The 13,622-nt window shown below is 71.5% G+C and carries 12 protein-coding genes; 7 read left to right on the top strand and 5 right to left on the bottom strand.

The features are described 5' to 3' along the window. The first annotated feature begins 33 nt into the window (after nucleotides 1-33). From STRBO_RS0130900 to STRBO_RS0130890, 3 genes are read left to right on the top strand one after another with little or no spacing between them, the layout of a single operon-like run. Nucleotides 34-1,539 (top strand): aldehyde dehydrogenase, encoded by a 1,506-nt coding sequence (locus tag STRBO_RS0130900; protein ID WP_005478659.1) that lies wholly within the window; start codon nucleotides 34-36, stop codon nucleotides 1,537-1,539. A gap of 6 nt (nucleotides 1,540-1,545) precedes the next feature. After that, complete coding sequence (locus STRBO_RS0130895; protein WP_005478658.1) at nucleotides 1,546-1,779, top strand: ferredoxin; 234 nt, start codon at nucleotides 1,546-1,548, stop codon at nucleotides 1,777-1,779. A gap of 54 nt (nucleotides 1,780-1,833) precedes the next feature. Beyond that, complete coding sequence (locus STRBO_RS0130890) at nucleotides 1,834-2,736, top strand: tetratricopeptide repeat protein (RefSeq protein ID WP_005478657.1); 903 nt, start codon at nucleotides 1,834-1,836, stop codon at nucleotides 2,734-2,736. 344 nt (nucleotides 2,737-3,080) lie between these two features. On the opposite strand, the gene STRBO_RS0130885 is transcribed toward STRBO_RS0130890, so the two are convergent. Further along, nucleotides 3,081-3,719, bottom strand: coding sequence for a TetR family transcriptional regulator (locus STRBO_RS0130885; RefSeq protein WP_020115331.1), 639 nt, complete (start codon nucleotides 3,717-3,719; stop codon nucleotides 3,081-3,083). A gap of 218 nt (nucleotides 3,720-3,937) precedes the next feature. Between STRBO_RS0130885 and STRBO_RS0130880 the strand changes: the two genes are divergently transcribed. From STRBO_RS0130880 to STRBO_RS0130870, 3 genes are read left to right on the top strand one after another with little or no spacing between them, the layout of a single operon-like run. Continuing rightward, on the top strand, nucleotides 3,938-5,524 hold the full coding sequence (locus tag STRBO_RS0130880; protein ID WP_005478654.1) for a glycosyltransferase family 4 protein: 1,587 nt from the start codon (nucleotides 3,938-3,940) through the stop codon (nucleotides 5,522-5,524). After that, nucleotides 5,518-6,285, top strand: coding sequence for a class I SAM-dependent methyltransferase (locus STRBO_RS0130875; RefSeq protein WP_005478650.1), 768 nt, complete (start codon nucleotides 5,518-5,520; stop codon nucleotides 6,283-6,285). Before STRBO_RS0130880 ends, STRBO_RS0130875 begins: the two co-directional genes overlap by 7 nt. After that, complete coding sequence (locus tag STRBO_RS0130870; RefSeq protein ID WP_005478644.1) at nucleotides 6,282-7,361, top strand: prenyltransferase/squalene oxidase repeat-containing protein; 1,080 nt, start codon at nucleotides 6,282-6,284, stop codon at nucleotides 7,359-7,361. The genes STRBO_RS0130875 and STRBO_RS0130870 overlap by 4 nt, the downstream gene beginning before the upstream one ends. A gap of 231 nt (nucleotides 7,362-7,592) precedes the next feature. Here the strand turns inward: STRBO_RS0130870 and STRBO_RS0130865 are convergent, their stop codons facing one another. The 4 genes from STRBO_RS0130865 to STRBO_RS0130850 all read right to left on the bottom strand — a co-directional run bounded on the left by STRBO_RS0130865 (nucleotide 7,593) and on the right by STRBO_RS0130850 (nucleotide 11,282). Then, a complete protein-coding gene (locus STRBO_RS0130865; protein ID WP_037627623.1) occupies nucleotides 7,593-7,880 on the bottom strand; it encodes a hypothetical protein in 288 nt (95 codons plus the stop codon). 45 nt (nucleotides 7,881-7,925) lie between these two features. Continuing rightward, on the bottom strand, nucleotides 7,926-8,936 hold the full coding sequence (locus STRBO_RS0130860) for an LLM class F420-dependent oxidoreductase (RefSeq protein ID WP_005478641.1): 1,011 nt from the start codon (nucleotides 8,934-8,936) through the stop codon (nucleotides 7,926-7,928). 115 nt (nucleotides 8,937-9,051) lie between these two features. Next, on the bottom strand, nucleotides 9,052-9,903 hold the full coding sequence (locus STRBO_RS0130855) for a DUF5336 domain-containing protein (RefSeq protein WP_028796938.1): 852 nt from the start codon (nucleotides 9,901-9,903) through the stop codon (nucleotides 9,052-9,054). Between the two features lie 383 nt (nucleotides 9,904-10,286). After that, nucleotides 10,287-11,282: an N-acetylmuramoyl-L-alanine amidase gene (locus STRBO_RS0130850; protein ID WP_005478638.1), complete on the bottom strand. Its 996-nt coding sequence runs from the start codon at nucleotides 11,280-11,282 to the stop codon at nucleotides 10,287-10,289. A gap of 184 nt (nucleotides 11,283-11,466) precedes the next feature. Between STRBO_RS0130850 and STRBO_RS0130845 the strand changes: the two genes are divergently transcribed. Then, complete coding sequence (locus STRBO_RS0130845; protein WP_202498802.1) at nucleotides 11,467-13,620, top strand: restriction endonuclease; 2,154 nt, start codon at nucleotides 11,467-11,469, stop codon at nucleotides 13,618-13,620. Nucleotides 13,621-13,622 lie beyond the last annotated feature (2 nt).

Below are 13,622 nucleotides of genomic sequence, written 5' to 3'. Positions count from 1 at the left end.
ACGTCAGAGAAGTGGCTCCGGGAGGCAGCGGCCATGACCGAACTCGTGGAACACGGACAGCTCTTCATCGGCGGGGAGTTGACGGACCCCCTGGGCACCGACGTCATCGAGGTGGTCTCCCCGCACACGGAGGAGGTCATCGGCCGCGTCCCGCACGCGTCGCGCGCGGACGTCGACCGGGCCGTGGCCGCCGCGCGCCACGCCTTCGACCACGGCCCCTGGCCGCGTATGTCTCTCGACGAGCGCATCGAGGTCGTCACCCGGATCAAGGACGCCTTCGCCGTACGCCACGAGGAGTTCGCCCGGATCATCAGCTCCGAGAACGGCACCCCGGTCACCTCCAGCGTGATGGTGCAGGCGCTCGCCTCGATGCTGGTGTGGGACGCGGCGATCACGACGGCGCGCGGATTCACGTACGAGGAGCGGCGCGACGGCGTGCTCGGCAAGATCCTCGTGCGGCGCGAGCCGGTCGGGGTGGTGGCGGCGGTCGTCCCCTGGAACGTCCCGCAGTTCACCGCCGCCGCGAAACTCGCCCCCGCCCTCCTCACCGGCTGCCCGGCGATCCTGAAGGTCTCGCCCGAAACCCCCCTGGACGCCTACCTGTTGGCGGAGATCGCCGCCGAGGCGGGCCTGCCCGAGGGGGTGCTGTCCATCCTCCCCGCCGACCGCGAGGTCAGCGAGTACCTGGTGGGGCACCCGGGCGTCGACAAGGTCTCCTTCACCGGCTCGGTCGCCGCCGGCAAACGGGTCATGGAGGTCGCCGCCCGCAACCTCACCCGCGTCACCCTGGAACTGGGCGGCAAGTCGGCGGCGGTGATCCTGCCGGACGCGGACGCGCAGACGGCCGTCGACGGCATCGCCCCCTTCGCCTGGATGATCAACGGCCAGGCCTGTGTCGCCCAGACCCGCATCCTCGTGCCCCGCTCCCGCTACGACGAGTTCGCCGAGGCCTTCGCGGCCTACGCCTGCGCGCTCAAGATCGGCGACCCCCTCGACCCGGCCACCGAACTCGGACCGCTGGTCGCCCAGCGCCAGCAGCGCCGCAGCCTCGACTACATACGCATCGGCCAGGAGGAGGGCGCCAAGATCCTCACCGGCGGCGGCCGTCCCGCCGGCCTGGAGCACGGCTGGTACGTCGAGCCGACCCTCTTCGGCGACGTCGACAACTCCATGCGCATCGCCCGCGAGGAGATCTTCGGCCCGGTGATCTGCCTCCTCCCGTACGGCGACGAGGCCGAGGCCGTACGCATCGCCAACGACTCCGACTACGGCCTCAGCGGCAGCGTCTGGACCGCCGACGACGAACACGGCGTCGACATCGCCCGCCAGGTCCGCACCGGCACCTACTCCGTCAACACCTTCAGCCTCGACATGCTCGGCCCCTTCGGCGGCTACAAGAACTCCGGCCTGGGGCGGGAGTTCGGACCCGAGGGCTACGGCGAGTACCTGGAACACAAGATGATCCACCTCCCGGCCGGATACGAGCCGCCCGCCGAGGCCGAGGCCACCCACACCGCCACCGTCGACGGGGAGGAGTGACCGGCGATGGGTGACCGCTGGCACGTGGAGGTCGACCGCGCCCTCTGCATCGGCTCCGCCCAGTGCACCCACCTCGCCCCGGACGCCTTCCGCCTCGATTCCGCCATGCAGTCCCACCCCACCGCCCCCGACCCCGACGCCAACGAACGCATCCTGAAGGCGGCGGAGGGCTGCCCGGTGGAGGCGATCGCGATCGCCCTGCTGGGCAGCGGGGAGCCGGTGTTCCCGCCCGAGGAGTAGGGGCCTACGCTCTGCGGTCGGTAACGGGACGATCGGGAAGCCGGAGCGGGGAACGTGGAGAAGTCCGAGGCCAGGAAGCTGATCGAGCAGGCGTACGCGGCCTGGGACGCCGAGGAGTGGCAGCGCGCCGCCGACCTCTACGAGCAGGTGCTCGCCCATTTCCCGGACGAGAAGCCGAGCGCGGAGTGGTGGTACGACGCCGCGCTCGCCCACAAGTTCCTGCGCGACTGGGACAAGGCGTACGAACTCGGTGTCCAGGCCGCCGCCCGCGCACCACGTGGCGAGGGCGACCCCGCCTTCTGGAACCTGGGCATCGCGGCCACGGTCCGCCGCGACTGGGCCGTCGCCCGCGACGCCTGGGCCGGCTTCGGCATCCGGCTGCCCGAGAGTGAGAGCGAGGGCGAGAGCGAGGGCGCGGGTGGTGATGAGGGCGAGATCCACGGCCGCTTCGGCCGGGCCTGCGTCCGCCTGGACACCGACGGTGCCCGCGAGGTGGTGTGGATCGACCGGCTGTGCCCGACGCGCGGGCGCGTGCTGAACGTCCCCGTGACCGGCGGCCGCCGCTTCGGCGAGATCGTCCTCCACGACGGGCAACCGAACGGCGAACGCGTCGTCGACGGCACGACCTATCCCGTCTTCGACGAGCTGCTCCTCTTCGAGCCCTCCGACCTGCCCACGTTCCAGGTGACGGTCGCGGCCGCCGAACCGGGCGACCTGGAAGCCCTCACCACCCTCTTCGCCGACCACGACTTCGCCGCCGAGCCCGCCGACACCCTGACGACGCACTGCGCCTGCTGCAGCGAGGGCACCCTCCACAAGGAGCCCCGGCCCGCCCACGCGGGCGCCCAGCGCGTCTGTCTGGCGGCCCCGGAGGAGGATGCTTGCCGGCTGCTCGACCGATGGGCGGGGGAGAAGGCGATCGGGCGGAGCTGGAGCGGGCTGGAGGCCGTGGCGTAGGGGCATACGCGTCGCCGAGCACTTCGCCCGGAATGGGAAAAAAATCACCTTTGAGGGGTTGCATTCCCGTGCGGGCGTTCTATCGTAGAAATCAGCCTACGAGACGAGTGAGGGAGCCGACCGAAGTAGCCGACAGCGGCGAGAGGCAGCAGATCCGCCGGTGCCGACGTCGACGGTCGGGCTGAGAGGCCGGAAGGCGGCACGACAGGGCCTGACGGTGACCCTCGGCACCTGATGCCGGATGAGTGGTGCCGGCACAGGGAACCCGTCTCGTAGGTCTTTCGTGCTGCCGTTTCCCCGACAGGCCTGCCCCCGCCGGTTCCCGCCTGCTTCGAGCCCCTGCTTCAGGCCTGCTTCCGCCGGTCCGGCGCCGTCAGGTCGATCAGGCGACACACCGTCTCGATGTCGATCTTCACCTGGGCGATCGAGGCGCGGCCGGAGAGCCAGGTGATGAGGGCCGAGTGCCAGGTGTGCTCGATGACGCGGACCGCCGACAGCTGCTCCGGGCTCGGGTCCTCCAGGCCCATCGCGTCGAGGATGATCGCGGTCGTCTGGTGGGAGACCTGGTCGACCTCGGGGCTGACGCTGCGGTCGGCGAAGGTGAGGGCGCGGACCATGGCGTCGGCGAGGTGGGGCTCGCGCTGCAGGGCGCGGAAGGCGCGCATCAGGGTCTCGGCGACGCGCTCGGCCGCCGTCGCGCCACTCGGGGGTTTCTTGCGCAGCGTGCCGTGCATGTGCTCCAACTGGGCCTGCATCGTGGCGACCAGCAGATGGATCTTCGAGGGGAAGTAGCGGTAGAGCGTGCCGAGCGCCACCTGTGAGGACTCGGCGACCTCCCGCATCTGCACGGCGTCGAAACCGCCCCGGCTGGCCAGCTGGGCACTCGCGTGCAGGATCCGGCGCCGACGGGCCTCCTGCCGCTCCGTGAGGGGCGGTGAGTCCGGTCGCCCGGCGCCGGCTTCCACCTTGACTTCCGCAGGCATGGGTCTCGTTCCGTGACAGTCGTGACGATCGGTGAGGGTATGCGATCAAATAGCATGCCAGGGCGTGTGCCGTGGCGTGAATCACCTGATCCACCTCTCACAGCCGTTCTACCAGCCGGTAGATTCAGAGCCTCTTGAACGATCAACTCTGAAACTTGTTCTAGATTACCGTCTCGTCGTAATCTCACGGGAAATCGCAAGTGAGAAGGGGGCCAGGAGTGACCGCGGAGGCCAGTCAGGCGGGGTCCCGACGTGACCTCGCCGCGGACGGCGAGCGACCGCTCAACATCGCGCTCCTCACCTATAAAGGGAACCCGTTCTGCGGGGGGCAGGGCGTCTACGTACGGCACCTCTCGCGCGAGCTGGCCCGCCTCGGCCATCAGGTCGAGGTGATCGGCTCCCAGCCCTACCCCGTTCTCGACGAGGACGCCGTACCCCTCGACGGTCCGGGCGGGATCTCCCTCACCGAGCTGCCGAGCCTCGACCTCTACCGCCAGCCCGACCCCTTCCGCACGCCGAAGCGGGACGAGTACCGCGACTGGGTCGACGCCCTCGAAGTGGCGACGATGTGGACCGGCGGCTTCCCCGAGCCCCTGACGTTCTCCCTCCGCGCCCGCCGCCATCTGCGCGCCCGGCGCGGGGAGTTCGACGTCGTCCACGACAACCAGACCCTCGGTTACGGTCTGCTGGGTGACGTGGGCGCGCCCCTCGTCACCACCATCCACCACCCCATCACCGTCGACCGCCAGTTGGAGCTGGACGCCGCCGAGGGATGGCAGCGCCGGATGTCCGTGCGCCGCTGGTACGCGTTCACGCGCATGCAGAAGCGGGTCGCGCGGCGGCTGCCGTCCGTGCTCACCGTCTCCGGCACCTCCCGCCAGGAGATAGTCGACCACCTCGGTGTCCGCGACGACCGGATGCACGTGGTGCACATCGGCGCCGACACCGACCTCTTCTCGCCGAATCCGGCCGTGGCCGAGGTGCCCGGACGGATCGTCACCACCTCCAGCGCGGACGTGCCGCTCAAGGGACTCGTCTTCCTCGTCGAGGCGCTCGCCAAGGTGCGCGCCGAGCATCCCGCCGCCCATCTCGTCGTCGTCGGCAAGCGGCCCACCGAGGGCCCGGTCGCGCAGGCGATCGAACGGTACGGCCTCGAAGGCGCCGTCGAGTTCGTCAAGGGCATCTCGGACGCCGAGCTGGTCGACCTGGTCCGCTCGGCCGAGGCCGCCTGTGTGCCCTCGCTGTACGAGGGGTTCTCCCTGCCCGCCGCCGAGGCCATGGCCACCGCCACGCCGCTGGTCGCTACCACCGGCGGAGCCATACCGGAGGTCGCCGGACCCGACGGCGAGACCTGCCTCGCGGTGCCCCCGGGCGACCCGGGCGCCCTGGCCGCCGCCCTGAGCAGGCTCCTCGGCGACCCGGAACTGCGGCGGCGGCTCGGCCGCGCCGGCCGCGAGCGGGTGCTCCGGCGGTTCACCTGGGCCCGCGCCGCAGAGGGCACGGTCGCCCACTACCGCGAGGCCGTCGCCCGCGCGGGGGTACGCCCGGCGAAGGCCGCCGCGAGCGCCGTACCGGCGGCCGATCCAGCCGTCGAGACCACGGCGACCGTCGAGACCACGGCGACCGTCGAAGCGGCCGACGCCGCCGCGATCGACAGGGCCGGTGACCCGCACGGGGGTGTCGCGACCCACGAGGGCGTCGAGCCCCACGGGCCCGTCGAGCCCCACAGGGCTGTCGCAGCCGCCGACGACGTAGTCGAGACCAACCGCGAAAACGCCAACCGCGAAAGCAGGGCCACGTGCTGACCGTCGATTTCTCCCGCTTCCCCCTCGCCCCGGGGGACCGGGTCCTGGATCTCGGCTGTGGAGCGGGCCGGCACGCCTTCGAGTGCTACCGGCGCGGCGCCCGCGTCGTGGCCCTCGACCAGAACGGCGAGGAGATCCGCGAGGTCGCCAAGTGGTTCGCCGCGATGAAGGAGGCCGGGGAGGCCCCCGAGGGCGCGACCGCCACCGCGATGGAGGGCGACGCCCTCGCGCTGCCCTTCCCCGACGAGTCCTTCGACGTCGTCATCATCTCCGAGGTGATGGAGCACATCCCCGACGACAAGGGCGTCCTCGCCGAGATGGTCAGGGTGCTGAAGCCCGGCGGCCGCATTGCCGTCACCGTCCCGCGCTACGGCCCCGAGAAGGTCTGCTGGGCACTCTCCGACGCCTACCACGAGGTCGAGGGCGGCCACATCCGCATCTACAAGGCGGACGAACTGCTCGCCAGGATCCGCGAGGCGGGCCTCGAACCGTACGGCACCCACCACGCGCACGCCCTGCACTCGCCCTACTGGTGGCTGAAGTGCGCGTTCGGCGTCGACAACGACAAGGCGCTGCCCGTGCGGGCGTACCACAAGCTGCTGGTCTGGGACATCATGAAGAAGCCGCTGCTCACCCGGGTCGCCGAGGAGGCGCTGAACCCGGTGATCGGCAAGAGCTTCGTGGCCTACGCGACCAAGCCGCACCTGCCGGCGCTGGCCGACAGCGACACCACCGGCGTGTCCGAGGCGGCCGCCAAGTGACGACGCCCCGGACAGAACACCTGGTCCTGCCCGGGGTCCTCACCGCAGAGGAGGCCGCCGCCACCGTGCGGGGCATCCTCGCGGTGCAGCGCGCGGACGGTGCCATCCCGTGGTTCAGGGGACACCACCTCGACCCGTGGGACCACACCGAGGCGGCCATGGCCCTGGACGCGGCCGGTGAGCACGAGGCCGCCGCACGCGCCTACGCATGGCTGCGCCGGCACCAGAACGAAGACGGTTCCTGGTACGCCGCCTACGCCGACGGGGACGCCGACGACGTCACCGACCGCGGCCGCGAGACCAACTTCGTGGCCTACATAGCCGTCGGCGTCTGGCACCACTACCTGGCCACCGGCGACGACACCTTCCTCGACCGCATGTGGCCGGCCGTCCACGCGGCGATCGAGTACGTCCTGCGGCTCCAGCAGCCCGGCGGCCAGATCGGCTGGAAGCGCGAGGACGACGGCACTCCGGTGAACGACGCCCTGCTGACCGGCAGTTCGTCCATCCATCACGCGCTGCGCTGCGCCCTCGCCATCGCCGAGCAGCGCGAGGAGCCGCAGCCCGACTGGGAGTTGGCCGTCGGCGCACTCCGGCACGCGATACGCCGGCACCCCGAACGGTTCCTCGACAAGGACCGCTACTCGATGGACTGGTACTACCCCGTGCTCGGCGGCGCGCTCACCGGCTCCGAGGCCAAGGCCCGTGTCGAGGAGAGCTGGGACCGCTTCGTCGTGCCCGGCTTCGGCGTCCGCTGCGTGGTCCCCAACCCGTGGGTGACCGGCGGTGAGTCGGCCGAACTGGCCCTGGCACTCTGGGCGATGGGCGAGTCCGACCGCGCCCTGGACATCCTCCAGTCCATCCAGCACCTCCGCGACCCCGATTCCGGCCTGTACTGGACGGGTTACGTCTTCGAGGACCGAGCCGTCTGGCCCGAGGAGCTGACCTCCTGGACCGCCGGATCCGTCCTGCTGGCCGTGGCCGCGCTGGGCGGCGACGAGGCGACGTGCGCGGTGTTCGGCGGAGAGCGGTTGCCGCGGGGGCTGGACGACTTCGACGACTCGGAGTGCTGCTGAGCCGAGGGGCGCGTGCGCGGCCTACGGCCCGGTGGGGCCTGTCGCGCAGTTCCCCGGGGCCCTCGGGACGGGCGGGCCGAGAAGCACGGGGCGCAGCCCCTGCTTCTCAGGGGCGCGGGGAACTGCGCGACCAACCCCGACCGACCCGCACCCGCCTGACCACCTCGGCCTCCCGACCGCTTCCGCGTGGGCGCTCGGGCGGAGGACCCGCACGGCACCACGCGGTGGGCCTCAGTGGCGATGCATCCGGTTCGCGATCGCGTGTCCCAGGAACAGGTACACCACGGCCGCCAGACCGTAGCCGGCCACGACCCGCGCCCACTGCTCGTCGAAGGTGAACAGGTCGTGCGACCAGCCGGCGAGCCAGCGAGCCGCGTCATGGATGAACTGCACGAAGTCGTTCGCGCCGTTCGCGCCCAACAGATACATCAGGATCCACAGGCCCAGGATGAAGGCCATGACGTCGGCCACGATCGCTATGACCCGGCCCGCCTGGTTGGAACCGCTATATCGAGACATGCTCAACGGGTTGCCCGCATACCGTCGTTGAAACCCGGACACTCCCTATGAGTTGAGCTCCGCCAGCACCCGCAGCGTGTGCGGATCCGGGGACAGCACCAGCAGATCCGTCACCGGCCCCTTCCGCCACGACTCCAGCCGTTCCGCGATCCGTGTCCGCGGCCCGACCAGGGAGATCTCGTCGGCGAAGGCGTCCGGCACGGCGAGTACGGCCTCCTCGCGCCGCCCGTCGAGAAAGAGCCGCTGGATGCGCCGGGCCTCCTCCTCGTACCCCATGCGGGCCATGAGGTCGGCGTGGAAGTTGCGCTTGGCGTGCCCCATGCCGCCGATGTAGAAGCCCAGCATGGCCTTCACGGGCAGCAGCCCTTCGGCGACGTCCTCGCAGACCTTCGCCCGGACCATGGGCGCGATGAGGAAGCCTTCGGGCACCTCGGTCAGGGACGTCTCGTAGACGTCGGTCCGGCTCGGCGACCAGTACAACGGCAGCCAGCCGTCCGCGATCCGGGTCGTCTGCGCGATGTTCTTCGGCCCCTCGGCGCCGAGCAGTACGGGCAGGTCCGCGCGCAGGGGATGGGTGATGGACTTGAGCGCCTTGCCGATGCCGGTGCCGTCCGGGCCGTCGTAGGGGAGGGGGTGGAAGCGTCCGTCCAGTTCGACAGGGGCCTCGCGCCTGAGAACTTGGCGTACGACGTCGACGTACTCCCGGGTCGCGGTCAGCGGGGACCTCGGGAACGGCCGCCCGTACCAGCCCTCGACGACCTGCGGCCCGGAGAGCCCGAGCCCGAGCAGGGCGCGTCCGCCGGAGAGATGGTCCAGGGTCAGGGCCTGCATCGCGGTCGTGGTCGGCGACCGGGCGGCCATCTGCGCGACGGCCGTGCCCAGCTTGATCCTTGAGGTGTGCGCGGCGATCCAGGCGAGCGGGGTGAAGGCGTCCGAGCCCCATGACTCGGCGGTCCACACCGAGTCGTAACCGAGCCGCTCCGCCTCCTGGACGAGCGGGACGTGCTCCGCGGAGGGACCGCGCCCCCAGTAGCCGAGTGCCAGACCGAGCCGCATACGCCTGCCTCCTGACGGTGCGTCAGCTGTTCGGGCGGGAGGCGACTGTACGACAGCGGCCCCCCGCTCGGAAGAGCGAGGGGCCGCTGTCGTACGGCTGTGCAGCGCGTGATGATCAGCCGCGCTGGATACCGCTGGTGTCCTGCAGGACACCACGACGGCCGTCCTGCGTCTGGGCCACCAGGTTGGCGCCGCGCTGCTCGACCGCCAGGTACCAGGTGCCCGGCGCCAGTTCGGCGATCGTCGACTGGGAACCGTCCTCGGCGAACAGCGGACGGGCCACCGGCACCGCGAACCAGAACGGCGAGAAGTCACCGGCGGGCGGCGGAGCCGCCGCCTGCTGCTGCTGAGGACCACCGAACGGCGCCCCCGGCCCGGGCTGGCCCGGCCCCGGCTGACCGGGCCCCGGCTGACCCGCACCGAAGGGACCCGGCGCACCGGCGCCCGGGTACCCGTAACCACCGGGCGGCTGGGCCCCGTACGGCTGCGGCGCGACCGGACGCGGGGCGCCGACGAGGGCGACCTTGAGGGCGGGAACGAGGGGGGTGGCGACGGCTGCGCCGGCCATGACCAGGGTGGCGATGAGGGCGAGGATGAGGCCCATGCCCGCGTCGGTGCCGTTGCCACTGGTGTCGGGGAAGTTGTCACCGCCACCGGACGGATCGAAGATGTTGCCCAGCGCGCTCCACGCGGCGAAGATCGTGAAGGCGATGCCGAAGTGACCGAGTTCGATCCCGGCGATCTTGGGCGCCTGCGGCAGACCCCTGGCGACAACGATGAAGACGGCGCCGATCAGACCAGCCAGGACCACGCTCAGCAGCACCGGTCCGCTCTCCCAGAGGATCGGGAGATCGATGCTGTCGGGGATCCCGTCGATGGAGTAGTTGTCGAGGAACGACGCGATGAACAGCAATACCGCTGCTCCGATCACGACGCCGTCGCCTCTGGTGAGGGAGCGGATATTCACTTCAGGTCCTTCGTCAGTCGTCTCGTCATCGGTGGAGGCGTCGCCGTCACCATGTCGCCGTCAGGCCGTGGTGGGAAGCGCGGGGGTGGCCCCTCATCGTAGGGACGACCTTATCGTCCGACCGACTTGGGTGTCCTCCGGGATCATCTCGGTGATCACGACCCGCCCGCTACCCTCGCAGGAAACTCACGATTCCCTCAGAGTTCTCCCCGCCCCGCTTTCTGCCCCCACGCACCGCTGGTCAACGGTGCCGGGTCATGGATATCGCGCATCGCGGTACGTAAGACGAACACGGCGGGAACCGTTGACAGATTGAGACCGCGCGCACTTCATTCCGTGGCACTTGGGGTTAGCGGCCGGAGTTCCCCAAAGGAGAGAGTCGTTCAATTTTCGAGGAAGCTCGTGATGCCGTCCGAGATTCCCCGGGCCGCTTTCTGGCGCCAGGCTCCGCTCGTGAGCTGGGCCGCGTCCTTGCTGTCGCGCATGTTGCCGCACTCGATGAACACCTTGGGCACGGTGGAGAGGTTGAGGCCGCCGAGGTCGGTGCGGGTGACCATGCCGGTGCCGTCGCCCACGTAGTTGGAGGGCGCGCTGCCGGTGGCGCGGACGAAGAAGCCGACGATGCGTTCGCCGAGGTCACGGGAGGGGGCGACGATGGGCCGGGTGTCGGCGGCGCCCTCGTTCACCGAACCCGGCAGGATCACATGGAAGCCGCGGTTGCCGGCGCCGGAGCCGTCGGCGTGGATCGACACCACCGCGTCCGCCTCCGCCTCGTTGCCGATCCGCGCCCGCTCGTCGATGCACGGACCCCAGGCCCGGTCATCGTCCTGCGTGAACTTCACCGTGGCGCCCTCCTGTTCGAGGAGCGTCCGCAGCCGCCGGGAGACGTCGAGCGTGAACCTGGCTTCCAGGTAGCCGTCGTTGGTGGTCGTCCCGGTCGTGTCGCATTCCTTCGCGTGTGTCCCGATGTTCACCTTGCGGTTGATCTCGGTCGTGTGCTGGAAGTTGCCGGGGTTGTGACCGGGATCGATGACGACGACCTTGCCCTTGAGGGGGCCGGTGGCGGCGGGCGCGGAAGCCGAGCCGGAGGGGCTCGCCTTGTCGCCGCCCCCACCGCCGGGGCCGTCCTTGCCGTCGTCCGAGGCGGTCGGTGCGCCGGACGGGCCGGAGGAGGAGGCCGGGGTCTTCGCCGACCGGGTCTGCGGCCCGGCCACGCCGCCCGAGCCGCCCTTCCCGTCCCCGGAGTCCCCGACGGCCTGCCAGACCCCCCACCCGGCCACCGCCCCCACCACGACCGCGGCCACCGCCACGGTCAGCGGGCGGCGCAGCGCGGAACGGCGGGGCTGGGGCGGATCGAAGTCCGGACCTACATACGACACGCCTGCCACCTTACGGGTCGGGCCCTGCGCGCGGCGCCCCGCTCCGCGTGGCGCCCGGAGCCGCGGCGCTGACCAGCGGTAGGCGTACGGGCCGTCGCGGGATAAAGTCGGGCGGTTACGTCTGGTTGTGGGGGCGGGGCCTCGGCGCGCGGTCGGTGGGCTCCGGTGGGAGGGCCTGTAGCGCATGAGTCGTCGCTCCAACGGGTTGGCCGGGATCTGGGCCGAGGCACAACGCCAGCAGCAGCGTCAGTCGGAGGAACAGGCTCGCCAGCAGCGCGAGTACGAGCGACAGCAGCGCGCGTACCAGCGGGAGGTGGCGCGCAGCCAGCGGGAGCAGCAGGCGGCCTACCGCCAGCAGCGCGAGGCGGAGGCGCGCCGACGCACGGAGGAACTGGACGCGCAGGTCCAGGCACTGGAGGGGCTGCTGGTCGCCGGCTGCCGGGCCCCGGCGTTCCGGTCCGCCTCCCTCACCCGCACCGAGCGGCTGGAGCCGTTCTCCCCGGGGCCCCTCGCCCAGCCGGTACCCATGCCGGACCCCAACCACTACCAGGCGCAGGGCGGTTGGACCGCCCAGCGCCGGGCGCAGGCGCAGGCCGAGGCGCGCGCCCGGTACGAGCACGACTGGCATGCCGCGCAGGCCGCCGAGCAGCAGCGACAGCGTCAACTGGCCCAGTATCAGCGGCAGTACGAGCAGTGGGCGGAAGGACAGCGGGCGGAGATCCGGCGGCACAACGCCGGGCTCGCACAGATGGCGACGGCCCTGCGCGACGGCGACCCGGAAGCGGCCGTCGACTACTTCTCCGCCGCCCTCTACGCCTCGCCCGCCTGGCCCGACGGCTTCCCCCGGGGCGTGTCCGCCGCCTACGACTCGGCGGCCCGGCAGCTGGTCCTGGACTGGGAGCTGCCCAGGTACGACGCCGTCCCCGAGGCCAAGAGCGTCGTCTACATGCCGAGCGTCGACCAGGACAAGGAGCGCCCGCGCCCGGTCACCCAGCGACGTGCCCTCTACCGGGACGTCCTCGCGCAGTGCGTCCTCCTCGTGCTCCACGACCTCTTCGCCGCCGACGAGTTCGGCGCGCTGGAGTCGGTCGTCCTGAACGGCTTCGTGGACGACCACGACCCGGCGACCGGCCGCCGCACCCAGATCTTCCTGGCGACCGTCACCGTGCCCCGGTCGGTCTTCGCCGGGCTGCATCTGGAGCAGGTGAGCGCCGTGGACTGCCTGACGGACGGCCTCCGTGGCCGGCTGTCCGCCCGCCCCGACCAGCGCACCCCCGTCCGCCCCGAGCGCAGGCCCGACGACGTGGGCAACGGCGTCGTCACCCACGGCGGCGAGGACGAGCCCGACCTGATGGAGATGGACCCCCTCGCCTTCGAAGCCCTCGTCGCCGAACTGTTCCGGGCCATGGGCATGCAGGCGGTCACGACCCAGCGCTCGGGTGACGGCGGGGTGGACGTCGACGCCCTGGACCCGGCCCCGATCCGGGGCGGCAAGATCGTCGTGCAGGTCAAGCGGTACCGCAACACCGTCCCGCCGACCGCCGTCCGCGACCTCTACGGCACGGTCCAGGACGCCGGCGCCAACAAGGGCGTCCTGGTGACGACGTCCAAGTTCGGGCCCGGTTCCCACACCTTCGCCAACGGCAAGCCGCTGGAGCTGGTCTCGGGGCGCGAACTCGTCGACCTGCTCCACCGGCACGGGCTCCGGGGGCGCCTGGGCGCCGGTGAGCGCCCCGCGCCCGTGTCCCCGACCGCCCCCACCGTGGTGCTGCCCGCCCAGCGGACCTCGGCGGACGCCGCGGACGCCGCAGATCCCGCCGACGGCGCGGACTCGGGCCCGGCCTCCGCCCCGGACGACCACAGCGTGCTCGGCATGTACTGGACCGGGGGCGTCGCCCTGGACGTCTGTGCGCTCGTCTGCCACGGCAACCGGGTCCTCAGCGACGACCACTTCGTCTTCTACAACAACCTCGGCACGCCCGACGGCACCGTCCGCGCGGTCCCGCCGACCACCCCCGACAAGGCCGCGATCCTGGTCTCCTTCGACGCGCTGCCGACGGAGGCCGACCGTCTCGTCCTCGTGGCGGCGATCGACCCGGCCGTGAACCCCGACGCCGACCTCTCCGGCTTCACCGACGCCGGCATCCGCCTCCTGGACCCCGCCAGGGCCGAACAGGGCCGCCTCGACGTCTCCGACGGCCGCGCCGACGAAACGGCCCTCACCCTCGGCTCCTTCCGCCGCCGCGCGGGCGGCGACTGGGACTTCGTCGTCGGCGGCAAGGGGTACCGGGGCGGTCTGGAGGAACTGGTCCAGGACTACGGCATAGAAGTGGGGTAGCC

This window comes from Streptomyces bottropensis ATCC 25435 (assembly GCF_000383595.1).
Lineage (GTDB): Bacteria > Actinomycetota > Actinomycetes > Streptomycetales > Streptomycetaceae > Streptomyces > Streptomyces bottropensis.
This window is presented reverse-complemented; position numbering and strand designations above follow the sequence as displayed.